This is a genomic window from Paenibacillus litoralis (genome assembly GCF_046244365.1).
GTDB lineage: Bacteria > Bacillota > Bacilli > Paenibacillales > NBRC-103111 > Paenibacillus_V.
Genome location: NZ_CP176395.1, coordinates 3,983,375 through 3,994,733 on the forward strand (window position 1 = coordinate 3,983,375; position 11,359 = coordinate 3,994,733).

Below are 11,359 nucleotides of genomic sequence, written 5' to 3' on the forward strand. Positions count from 1 at the left end.
AATTCGCATCGAAGGCTCGCGTCACTTTGTGGGGTTTATGTGTCGGGGCTCCCCGCAAAGTAGTCGGAATTCACTTCGAAGGCTCGCGTCACTTTGTGGGGTTTATGTGTCGAGGCTCCCCGCAAAGTAGTCGGAATTCGCCTCGAAGGCTCGCGTCACTTTGTGGGGCTCAAATCGCGACCCACTCGTCGCGGTGAATGACTTCGATACGCAGCACGTCAACACGCTTCTGGACTTCGTCCGTAGATAAGCCGGCTGCTGCGCGAAGCTGCGTCGACGTGTAATTCACGACGCCGCGTCCGATCGTGCGGCCGTCGGAGCCGAGCACCTCGACGACGTCGCCGGGATGGAATTCGCCGTCGACCAGCGTAATGCCGGCCGGCAAAAGGCTCTTGCCGCCGGCGAGGAGGGCGGAGCGGGCGCCGTCGTCGACGGTGATCGCCCCCGTGGAGAGCGAGTGGAAGCCGACCCACTGCTTTTTCATGGACAGGCTGTGCGCGCTCGTCTCGAAATAAGTGCCTTTGCCGGCTTCGTCTGCCGCGAGCTGCAGATCGCCCGGTTCGCATACGCGCCCCACGAAGACCGGAACGCCTCCGCGCATGGCGATGCGGGCCGCTTCGACCTTCGAACGCATACCGCCCGTACCGACAGCCGACCCGGCTCCGCCGGCAAAGCGGTAAATGTCCTCGCTGATGATTTCGACGCGTTCGATACGCTGCGCCTCCGGATTCGTTCTGGGATTATCGGTGTATAAGCCGTCCGTATCGGTAATGATGATCAGACGCTGCGCCTTTACGAGGTTGGCGACGAGCGCGGACAGCTTGTCGTTGTCGCCGAATTTGAGCTCGTCGATCGACACCGTGTCGTTTTCGTTAATAATCGGAACGATTCCGTGTGCCAGAAGCTCATCGATTGTCATTTGTGCGTTATGCATCCGTTTGCGGTTGGAGAAGTCGGAGCGGGTGAGCAGCAGCTGCGCCACGTGCACGCCGTCCGCCGCGAAAGCTTCCTGATAAGCCTGCATGAGCAGGGCTTGCCCTACGGCCGCCGCCGCTTGCTTCTCGTGCACGTTCTTCGGCCGCTGCTTGTAGCCGATCGTCGTAAAGCCCGCCGCCACAGCGCCCGACGTCACCAGCAGCACCTGGTGGCCGGAATGTCTCAGCTTAGCCAATTCGCCCGCAAAAAAGGCGACCCGTTCCCGGTTTAAGCCTCCTGCTTCCGAGGTAAGCGAGCTGCTGCCGATTTTTACTACGATACGATGCGTCATGTCATTCACGTCCTTGAATCCATAGTTAATGAGCGTTCCATATTCCGTTTAAGGCCGGCTATTCGCCGAAAATAAAAAAGCTTCCGTCCTCATGAAAACAAGGACGAAAGCTTGGGCTTCCGCGGTACCACCTTAGTTGACGAACCCGACTACGGGGCCGTCCGACTTAGTCCCTAGTAACGGCAGGGAGCCGTTCAACTCGTCGTTGACCGTTCGGGGGTGGGTTTCGGATAGGATCCGCGGTAAATTCTCTCAGCCTGGAAATTTACTCTCTGACGCGTTTCTTCTTCCTACTGGTCCCGTCAATACGTTTGCGTATGGCAAATATGAAATGATTTCCGTATAGCATAGCATGGCGTCATGCGATTGTAAAGCCATTGCGGCGGGTCTGCGTGACTGTTCTTTCTAACCAAACCCTTCCGTTAAGCCTCGCGGCTTAGACGGAAGCACGTATCCCGTCACCCGAACAACGCCAGCTTTCCGATACGCTCGGCAGCTTCTACGAGCCGTTCTTCGGTGGTCAGCAGTCCCATTCTAACGTAACCCTCGCCGCTGGTCCCGAAGCCGATTCCCGGCGCCACGACGATTTTCGCTTCGCTTAGCAGCAGGTCGGCAAGCGACGCGGACGTATGGCCTTTAGGCACGGGCAGCCACGTGAAGAAGGAGCCTTCAGAAGGCTTCGCCTGCCAGCCGATCCGGTTTAGCGCCTCGAACAGCGTGTTGCGCCGGGATTCATACACGGAGACAAGCTCGCGCACGCAATCCTGCGGCCCTGTCAACGCTTCCGCCGCAGCTTCTTGAATGCCGCCGAACAGGCTGCAGTAATAATGGTCCTGAATCAGATTGATCAGACGGACGATCTCACGGTTGCCGATGGCGAAGCCGACCCGCCAGCCGGCCATGTTGTACGTTTTGGACAGCGTGTAGAACTCGACGCCGACTTCCTTCGCTCCGGGCGTCTGCAGGAAGCTGCGAGGCTTTTGTCCGTCGAAGCCGATTGCGCCGTAAGCAAAATCGCTCGCTACGACGATGCCGTTCCGTTCGGCAAAGCGCACGGTTTCTTCGTAAAACTCGGCGGGCGCGTTCACGCCGGTCGGGTTGTTCGGATAATTGAGGAACATCAGCTTGGCGCGGTTCAGCTCGTCCGGCTTCAGGGAACCGTAATCGGGCAGAAAACGGTTCGATTCGCGCAGCGGCATGAACACCATCTCACCGCCTGCGAGCACGACGCCCGACCAATAATCGGGGTAGCCCGGATCGGGAACAAGGCAGACGTCTCCCGGGTTAAGCAAGCATTGGCTAATCTCGACGAGACCCGTTTTGCCGCCGAACAGGACGGCTACTTCGGTTTCCGGATCCAACTGAACGCCGTAATCCTCCGCGTAACGGCGGGCGACCGCTTCCTTCAAAAAGCCGAAGCCGCTGAAGGGCGGATATTTGTGATAGAGTGGATTCGGCGCCGCTTCCTGCAGCTTTCGTACGATATGGGCAGGGGTCGGACGATCCGGATTGCCTTGACCCAGATTGATGACGTCGTGGCCGGCGGCGATTTGCGCGTTCGCTTTCTTGACCAGGGTAGCAAAAAATTGAGTCGGCAGCTGCTGCATTCTCTCCGCAGGCTGAATGGCAAAAGGCATCGGTTGTTCGAGATTCATATAGCTTCACTCCGCAAGTTTATTAAGGCGGGTTTCCGTTTGGAAACGGTCAACCTCGCTCGGTTTTATCCTGTGCACAAGTCGATTTCTACTGTATCAAAAAACGGGATGGCTGTATAGTACGGTACGGGGTTACTGCTTAGGTGAAAAATCTTGATTCTTCAGCGCATTGCGTAAGCATCTAACTGGAAAACATGCTGTTCATTTTGTTCATAGGCGGTTCTCATCATCATTTATATGGAAAACCTGCCGTTATTCCGATAATTCCCCTCATCTGCTTAGAAAACGTGAGGAAATAGATGGAGAAAATCCAGTCCGTTCAAAATGACTATGCAAACCAATTAATATTAGCTGGAGTTTTTCCAGTTGCTTGGTCGGTGGAGTTCACGGTTTTGCGGCAAATTAAGGTTCAACTCATGTAGGACGCTGATTTTACGGGATTTGCACAAATAAGGTACCTAAGAGGTGACAAACGATGCGTTCAGGTCCGATCGTTCCCATGTCTCGCGGAACATGATACACTGGGTTAGTTTGACGCACATCAATAGAAACGGGGATTGGCCATGAAGTATATGCTATCTGTATTTTTGGGGGCGTGCAGCTTCGGAATCTTGTCCACGATCGTAAAGCTTTCCTACGGCAAGGGCTTTACGCCCGCGGAGGCGGTAGGCGGACAAAATCTGTTCGGCTGGCTCGTGCTGCTCGTGCTGATGCTCTTCTTTTCGCGGCATAAGATACCCTGGAGGACGGCCGGCACGCTAGCTTTGGTCGGCATGACTTCCGGGTTGACCGGCATGTTCTATTACGGCTCGCTTCAGACGGTGCCGGCTTCGATCGCCATCGTGCTTTTGTTTCAGTTTACGTGGATCGGCGTTCTGCTCGAGTCGGTCATCGACCGGAAAACGCCGGGCACCTCCAAGCTGGCGTCGCTTGTTTTTCTCGTCATCGGAACGGTCGTCTCCAGCGGCTTGCTGAACGGCGGAGCATTCGAGCTGACCGGCAAGGGAATCGTGCTCGGGCTGTTGTCCGCGCTGACGTTCTCCTTGTTCATTTTTTTCAGCGGCCGTACGGCCACGCATGTGCCGGTGCTGACACGCAGCTTCTGGATGGTGTCGGGCTCGCTGCTGCTCGTCTTTATCGTCTATCCGCCGGTTTATTTGCTCGATCTGGGCAGGCTCGCCGACATGACGCCGTACGGACTACCTCTAGGCGTGTTCGGCATGGTCATTCCGCCGCTGTTCTTCGCCATCGGCGTGCCGCGGATCGGCCCCGGACTTGCGACGATATTGAGCGCCGCGGAGCTTCCGACAGCCGTAACGCTGTCCGCCGTCGTGCTCGGCGAGCAGGTATCGCCGCTGCAATGGTTCGGTGTCGCCGTTATTTTGTTCGGCATCGCGGTTCCGCAGATGGGCTTGCTGCTCCGCGGTAAGACGCGGGAACCGAAGGGCGTCTAGCGCAGCCCGTTCGGTTTCTTTTCAAATGGCTGGCGGATTCATGCTATAATGAGGAAAAGCTTTGATATTGCGGTGGATTTGATGAGTATGCCACTGCCGAAACGTCAATACACTTGCGCCGACTACATGGGATGGACGGAAGGCGAGCGAGTGGAAATTATAGAAGAGATCCGGAAATTTGCTTGGAATGACACCCAACCATAACTATCGCAAGGGAGTTATCGAATCATGACTACATCTTCGCTACGCATCAGCTTGCTGCAAATGGATATCGCGATCGGCGAGCCCGAGCGCAATTTCGCCAAACTGGAGTCGATGCTGGAACAAGCCGTCGGAGCGGCCGAAAAGCCGGATGTCATCGTGTTTCCGGAAATGTGGAATACGGGCTATGCGCTCGACCGCATTCACGAGCTGGCCGACGTGCAGGGCGTTAGGACGCGCGAATATTTGTCGCAATTCAGCCGAAAGCACCAAGTGAACATTATTGGGGGTTCGATCGCCGAGAAGAAGGACGACGCCGTCCTGAATACGATTTACGCATTCGACAGGACCGGTGCCGTTGCCGCGGACTACTCCAAGATTCATTTGTTTCGTTTGATGGACGAGGAAAAATATTTGACGGCGGGGGAACGGGTCGGCCGCTTCGACTTCGACGGCATTCAGGCGGGGATGATGATCTGCTACGACATTCGATTCCCGGAGCTGTCCCGGAAGCTCGCGCTTGACGGAGCCAAGCTGCTGTTCGTGCCCGCCGAGTGGCCGCACCCGCGGCTTCATCACTGGCGCACGCTGCTGATGGCGAGAGCGATCGAAAATCAAATGTATGTCGTTTCGTGCAACCGCGTCGGAACGAGCGGTACGACATCGTTCTTCGGACATTCGATGGTCATCGATCCGTGGGGCGAAGCGCTTGTGGAAGGCGGCGAGGAGGAAGCCGTTCTGACGGCGACGATCAATCTGGACGATGTCGACAGGGTGCGCCGGACGATCCCGATTTTCGAAGACCGCCGCCCGCATTTGTATAAATAAGAACAACCCCCGAAGCTTCCTTGCCGAAGCGGCGGGGGTTGTTTTTCGCACATGCACGGCGATCGTGCTTATTTTACGGCCTCGACCGCTGTCGAGATAAACGCTTCCGCCGCTTTCGACAAATAGCGTCCTTTGCGGTAAGCGATGACTAGCATCCGGCTTGGGGCGCCGATCAGCTTCAAGTAAACGGGGACAAAGGGGCTGCCCAGCTCTCTGGCGATCATTGAGGGAACGAACGAGATGCCCATGCCGGCGGCGACGAGCGACTGCACGGTTTCAATGTTGCTGCTTTCGAACACGACCCGAGGCACGAAGCCGGCTGCGGCGCAAAGCTCAAAGGCCAGCTGGCGGAAGCCTTGGCCCCGCTTCAGCACGATGAACGGCTCGTCGCGCAGTATGGAGACATCAACCGGTTCTCCGTTTCGGGCCAGCTCGGCCAGCGGATGCTGCTGCGGAACGGCCAGCTCGATTTCCTCTTCGATAAGCGGCTCGTAGGAAAGCGCGGGATCGATAACCGGCAGCGTCAGCAGGCTGATATCCGTCTGGCCGCTTGCCGTCAGCGATTCCAGATTGGATGTCGTCTCTTCCACGAGCATGACTTCGATGCCGGGGTGCAGCTTATAGAATACCGGGAGAATGCGAGGCAAAATATGCGCGCCCGTCATCGGCAGGGAGCCGACGATCAGCCTGCCTTTGCGCATCTGCGATATGTCTTCCATTTCTTTTTTGAGCTGGGCGATCATGTCGAGTATGGTTTGCGCCTTTTCCACAAAAACGGAACCCGCGTGAGTGGCTTCGACGGAATTCGTGTTGCGCTGAAACAGCAGAACGCCGATTTCTTTCTCGAGCTTGGCGAGCTGCTGACTGAGCGAAGGCTGCGCGATATGAAGCTTTTCCGCCGCCCGCGAAAAATTTTTGTCCGCTGCAATCTGCACCGCATATTGAAGCTGCCGAATTTCCATCTATATTCCTCCTAAATGATTTTGCGGGGTTGCTTATTACTTCATCCTATAGCTCTTATAGATATTATATCTTGGAACAATGAACAAAGAAATGATACGATATTTGCATCGAAATTCATAGGTTAGCTTCTTACAAAGTTCGACATCTTCAAGAAGAGGTGGGGTAACGATGACAAAAAAGACATTGTACGAGAAAATTTGGGACAATCACGTTATTAATCAGGAAGCGGGCAAGCCGGCCATTATTTATATCGATTTGCACCTGGTTCACGAAGTAACGTCGCCGCAGGCGTTCGAAGGGCTTCGCCTGAACAACCGCAAGGTGCGCCGTCCGGATCTTACTTACGCGACGATGGATCATAACGTACCTACGAAAGACCGTTTTAACATAACCGATCCGATTTCGAAACAGCAGATCGACACTTTGTCGCAAAACTGCGCGGACTTCGGGGTCAAGCTGTTCGACCTGAATAACGTCGACCAAGGCGTCGTTCACGTTATGGGACCTGAAATCGGCTTGACGCACCCGGGCAAAACGATCGTATGCGGCGACAGCCACACTTCGACGCACGGCGCATTCGGCGCACTGGCCTTCGGTATCGGCACGAGCGAGGTCGAGCACGTGCTTGCCACCCAGTGCTTGCAGCAAGGCAAGTCCAAGACGATGGAAGTTCGCATCAGCGGCAAGCTGAAGCCGGGCGTAACGGCAAAGGACTTGATTCTTGGCGTTATCGCGAAGTACGGCACCGATTTTGCTACAGGCTATGTCGTCGAATATACGGGCGAATCGATCCGCGGACTGTCGATGGAAGAGCGGATGACCGTCTGCAACATGTCGATCGAAGCGGGAGCGCGCGCCGGCCTGATCGCGCCTGACGAAACGACCTTCAACTACTTGCGCGGCCGTGAATACGTACCGCAAGGCGAAGCGTACGATCAAGCGGTTTCCGAATGGAAGAAACTGACAACCGACGAAGGCGCAGTTTACGACACGGTCGTCGATTTCGACGCCGAAACCCTCGTGCCGCAAGTGACTTGGGGAACGAGCCCGGGGATGGGGACGGACGTAACGGCTTCCGTACCGGAGCCGAAGAGCCTTCCGACGGAGAATGAACGCAAAGCGGCTGAAAAAGCGATTGAATATATGGGCTTGACTCCGGGAACGCCGATGACGGACCTGAAAGTAGACGTTGTCTTTATCGGTTCCTGCACGAACGGCCGGATCGAAGATTTGCGCGCGGCTGCTTCGGTCGCCAAAGGCTACACGGTAAATCCTACGGTGCGCGCAATGGTCGTGCCGGGCTCCGGTCGTGTTAAATTACAAGCGGAGAAAGAAGGCTTGGATAAAGTGTTCGTCGAAGCGGGCTTCGAATGGCGCGACGCCGGCTGCTCGATGTGTCTGGCGATGAATCCTGACGTGCTGAGCCCGGGCGAACGCTGCGCCTCGACTTCGAACCGCAACTTTGAAGGACGTCAAGGACGCGACGGACGCACCCATCTGGTTTCGCCTGCAATGGCTGCTGCTGCCGCGATCAAAGGACATTTCTACGACGTTCGCGAATGGCAATTCCACTAAGATCATAACTAGACATTCTAATGTCTCTTTTTCAGAACCAACCGTTCTGCTTTGTTACCGGAAGGGGACATTAGAATTACCTTGAGGGGAGAACGAATAGATGCAACCTTTTATTAAGCATACAGGTCTGGTCGGACCGGTCGACCGCGTCAACGTCGATACGGATGCCATTATTCCGAAACAGTTTTTGAAAAGAATCGAGCGGACCGGCTTCGGACAATATTTGTTTTTTGAGTGGCGCTTTGATCAAGCCGGCAACGTGATTCCCGAGTTTTCGCTGAACCAACCGCGTTACGAAGGAGCTTCGGTGCTTATCTCCCGCGCCAACTTCGGCTGCGGCTCGTCCCGCGAGCACGCGCCTTGGGCGATTTTGGACTATGGCTTCAAGGTCGTTATCGCGCCATCGTTCGCAGACATTTTCTATAACAACTGCTTCAAAAACAGCATTCTGCCGATCAAGCTTTCCGAGGAGCAAGTGGAAGATTTGTTCCAGCGTACGACGGCTAAAGAAGGCTACAAGCTGACCGTCGATCTTGAGCAAAAGAAGATTACCGACGAACAAGGCCTGGAAATTGCCTTCGATCTTGACGAGCACCGCAGACAGTTCCTGCTGCTTGGTCTTGACGATATCGGTCTGACGCTGCAGCACGATTCGGCGATCGCCGCCTATGAAGAACAGCACGCGTCGCGTATCGCTTATAAATAAAAACGCATAGTTTAACGCCAGCCGCGGGACTTCGCTCCCGCGGTTTTTTCGATTTATCAAGAGTCAGCCCGTCTACCCTATCCAAAAATCATTGGAAAATGGAATGAAAGGAAGATATGGATGACATTATTGCCGATAATCCGTCCGCAGCGTCTAAATCTAGTAAAATACGACATTTAACGCAACTTTATCGTAGATTTTGCGTTATACTAGTGTCGGACAAAGTCGGAAGCTTACGCTTTACCGCAGTACGAAAAACGAACATGGGTTGAGGTGTGCGATGAGGAAGTTTTGGATTGCGCTGTTGCCGGCGCTGTTGCTGTTGCAGCTGCTTTTGCCGCAGATTGGGATGGCTAACGCTTCGGAGGTACGTCTGTTTCTGGATGGCAAGCAGCTGAAACCGGAGGAGCCGCCGCGAATCGTCAATGAAATTACGCTCGTTCCCATGCGTATCATTTCGGAAGCGCTCGGAGCCAAGGTCGACTGGATACAGGAGAAACAGAAAGCTACGGTTGATAAAGGCGAGATTCATATGGATTTTCATATCAATCGTCTGGAAGCGAACGTCAACGGAACCGTCCAAAAGCTTGAAGCCGCGCCAATCAACGTAAACGGCAATACGCTTCTGCCTGTCAGAATCGTTGCCGAGCAGCTCGGGCTGAAGGTCGACTGGGACAATGACGCGAGGGCCGTACTGTTAACCAAGAAGGAACCGGAGAAGAAGCCGGAAGACGGGAAAGGCAATGGCGGCGAAAACGGCCAAAATCTACCCGATAAACCGGGCCCGATCGGAACTCCTGGCTCGGAAGCGCCGGGCGGCGGCGGACAAAAGCCGTCGGGAACAGCTGAAGTCACAGCTATCGGCTTTGCCGAAGACAAATTGACCATTCTGACGAACGGGAACGTAAAGCCATCATTGTTTACATTAAAAAACCCGGATCGGCTCGTCATTGAACTGCCGAACAGCAAATTGTCAAAGTCATTAAAAGCAGGAACAGGCATCGATACCGCTTCCGCCTTGAAGCAAGCGAGCGGCGTATCCGTCGCCGAGGTGCCGTCCGCATCCGCGCCGCCATCCGGAAGCGAGACCATTCGTTCCGCGGCTTCGGGGAATCCCGAAAGTTCGAGCGCCGCCGGGACAAGCCCTACAAGCGACTCGGGCAAAAGGTCAATTGCAACAAGCCCGACGCCAAGCCCGTCTCCAACCGGGACGGCTAAAGCGACAGGCTCGGCAAGCCCGACGCCAAGTCCGAAAGATAACGCCGGTGGCGCCGGCACCCAGGCTTCGACCGCAACCGCAGCCGGCGGACTGTCGAGCGATTCCGTGCAAGCAGCCGCTTCGGCTAACGGCGGAGAATTTACCCCTATACATAAGGCTATCGGTAAAATCCGATACGCTAATTTTAAGAACGATCCCGCAGTCGTTCGCGTTGTGGTCGACCTGAACTCGAAAATCTTTTATAATTTAGTGGAGTCGGCATCGGCCGGCGCTATCGTCATCGCATTCAGCGACAAGGAGACGGCGGCGCCTTCGCCCGGATCGGGAGCCAAATACAAAGTGGTTATCGATGCGGGACACGGAGATGGCGATCCTGGCGCCAAATCGGTAACGGGGCGATTCGAGAAGGATTTTACGCTGGCGATGGCTCTCAAAGTGAAAAAGTATTTGCAGCAGGATTCTTCCATTGAAGTGCTGATGACGAGGGAGGACGACACCTTCCTTGAGTTAGACGAACGGGTCGAATTCGCCAACAACCGCAACGCGGACGTATTCGTTTCGATTCACGGCAATAAGTTTACATCCCCTTCCGTTCGCGGAACGGAGACGTATTATTGGCGCGAACAAAGCTTTGAGCTGGCGAAGCTTCTGCATGACCGCATTTTGAATGCGGCCGGTTTTCCGGACCGGAAAGTGAAGAAGAACGATTACCGTGTCATCAAAAGCACAACAATGCCTGCCGTACTTTGCGAAATCGGATTTTTATCGAATGAAGCGGAAGAAGCACAGATGTTCAAGGAAGAACTCCAGGAAAAGGTTGCCGAAGCCATAGCCGCAGGCATTAAACAGTACCTTCACTAGTGAAGCGCCGAGCGGTACGTCGAACGGAACCTAAGAAACCAAATACACCGGGAGGGGATACCATGCGCAAACAAACCATCACGTACATCGTAGCCGCTTGTATGGCCGTAACCGCTGCCGGTTGCGGACAAGCGAAGCAGCCGAACAACAACGCCGCGCAGCCTTCTGCCGCAACGCAGCAGCCTTCGCAAAGCCCGTCGCCGTCGGCTTCGATTGCGCCGGCTAAGCAGGAGAAGAGCATCCAGGTCTATTATTCCGACGAAACGGCCAGCAAGCTGGAAGTGAGAACGGTTACGATCCGTTACGAGAACGATCAAGCCAAATACGCCGAAGCTTTCAAAGCGCTGCAGACGGGGCCGGACAAACAGGCAATTCCGCTATGCGCGGGATTGACGCTGAAGTCGGCAACCGCCAAAGACGGTGCGCTCGTACTGGACGTTTCTTTAAATCCGGACGGGCAATTAGGATCAAATGGGGAAGCGATGCTTTTGCAGGCCCTGCAAAAGACGCTGTTTCAATTTACCGAATTGAAATCGATCGACGTGCTGCTTGACGGCAAGCAAGTCGAAAGTTTAATGGGGCATATGGATTTGCCGCATCCTATGCACAGGTCTTAACGGGCGGCTCATG

At 55.0% G+C, this 11,359-nt stretch carries 9 protein-coding genes; 6 read left to right on the top strand and 3 right to left on the bottom strand.

All coding sequences use genetic code 11. The features are described from left to right. Positions 1-169: 169 nt before the first annotated feature. Positions 170-1,267: a glutamate 5-kinase gene (gene proB, locus ACKGJP_RS16260; RefSeq protein ID WP_409346663.1), complete on the bottom strand. Its 1,098-nt coding sequence runs from the start codon at positions 1,265-1,267 to the stop codon at positions 170-172. 458 nt (positions 1,268-1,725) lie between these two features. After that, positions 1,726-2,922 (bottom strand): pyridoxal phosphate-dependent aminotransferase, encoded by a 1,197-nt coding sequence (locus ACKGJP_RS16265; RefSeq protein WP_409346664.1) that lies wholly within the window; start codon positions 2,920-2,922, stop codon positions 1,726-1,728. A gap of 563 nt (positions 2,923-3,485) precedes the next feature. Between ACKGJP_RS16265 and ACKGJP_RS16270 the strand changes: the two genes are divergently transcribed. Further along, on the top strand, positions 3,486-4,376 hold the full coding sequence (locus ACKGJP_RS16270) for an EamA family transporter (protein ID WP_409346665.1): 891 nt from the start codon (positions 3,486-3,488) through the stop codon (positions 4,374-4,376). Between the two features lie 228 nt (positions 4,377-4,604). Beyond that, complete coding sequence (locus tag ACKGJP_RS16275; protein WP_409346666.1) at positions 4,605-5,405, top strand: carbon-nitrogen family hydrolase; 801 nt, start codon at positions 4,605-4,607, stop codon at positions 5,403-5,405. Between the two features lie 68 nt (positions 5,406-5,473). Here ACKGJP_RS16275 and ACKGJP_RS16280 read toward each other — a convergent pair whose 3' ends face one another. Continuing rightward, entirely contained in the window at positions 5,474-6,367 is an 894-nt protein-coding gene (locus tag ACKGJP_RS16280) for a LysR family transcriptional regulator (protein WP_409346667.1), read from the bottom strand. A 169-nt stretch (positions 6,368-6,536) separates the two neighbouring features. Between ACKGJP_RS16280 and leuC the strand changes: the two genes are divergently transcribed. From leuC to ACKGJP_RS16300, 4 genes are all read left to right on the top strand, one after another. Next, on the top strand, positions 6,537-7,943 hold the full coding sequence (gene leuC, locus ACKGJP_RS16285; protein ID WP_409346668.1) for a 3-isopropylmalate dehydratase large subunit: 1,407 nt from the start codon (positions 6,537-6,539) through the stop codon (positions 7,941-7,943). A gap of 100 nt (positions 7,944-8,043) precedes the next feature. Beyond that, positions 8,044-8,649, top strand: coding sequence for a 3-isopropylmalate dehydratase small subunit (gene leuD / locus ACKGJP_RS16290; RefSeq protein ID WP_409346669.1), 606 nt, complete (start codon positions 8,044-8,046; stop codon positions 8,647-8,649). A gap of 280 nt (positions 8,650-8,929) precedes the next feature. Beyond that, positions 8,930-10,729 carry an N-acetylmuramoyl-L-alanine amidase gene (locus tag ACKGJP_RS16295; protein WP_409346670.1) on the top strand — a complete coding sequence of 600 codons (1,800 nt, stop codon included), beginning with the start codon at positions 8,930-8,932 and terminating at the stop codon, positions 10,727-10,729. 62 nt (positions 10,730-10,791) lie between these two features. Further along, positions 10,792-11,346 carry a GerMN domain-containing protein gene (locus ACKGJP_RS16300; protein WP_409346671.1) on the top strand — a complete coding sequence of 185 codons (555 nt, stop codon included), beginning with the start codon at positions 10,792-10,794 and terminating at the stop codon, positions 11,344-11,346. Positions 11,347-11,359 lie beyond the last annotated feature (13 nt).

Coding starts and splice junctions, on each gene's coding strand:
- proB (WP_409346663.1), bottom strand. CDS start 1,267: ATGACGCATCGTATCGTAGTAAAAATCGGCAGCAGCTCGCTTACCTCG.
- ACKGJP_RS16295 (WP_409346670.1), top strand. CDS start 8,930: ATGAGGAAGTTTTGGATTGCGCTGTTGCCGGCGCTGTTGCTGTTGCAG.
- ACKGJP_RS16275 (WP_409346666.1), top strand. CDS start 4,605: ATGACTACATCTTCGCTACGCATCAGCTTGCTGCAAATGGATATCGCG.
- leuD (WP_409346669.1), top strand. CDS start 8,044: ATGCAACCTTTTATTAAGCATACAGGTCTGGTCGGACCGGTCGACCGC.
- ACKGJP_RS16270 (WP_409346665.1), top strand. CDS start 3,486: ATGAAGTATATGCTATCTGTATTTTTGGGGGCGTGCAGCTTCGGAATC.
- ACKGJP_RS16265 (WP_409346664.1), bottom strand. CDS start 2,922: ATGAATCTCGAACAACCGATGCCTTTTGCCATTCAGCCTGCGGAGAGA.
- ACKGJP_RS16300 (WP_409346671.1), top strand. CDS start 10,792: ATGCGCAAACAAACCATCACGTACATCGTAGCCGCTTGTATGGCCGTA.
- leuC (WP_409346668.1), top strand. CDS start 6,537: ATGACAAAAAAGACATTGTACGAGAAAATTTGGGACAATCACGTTATT.
- ACKGJP_RS16280 (WP_409346667.1), bottom strand. CDS start 6,367: ATGGAAATTCGGCAGCTTCAATATGCGGTGCAGATTGCAGCGGACAAA.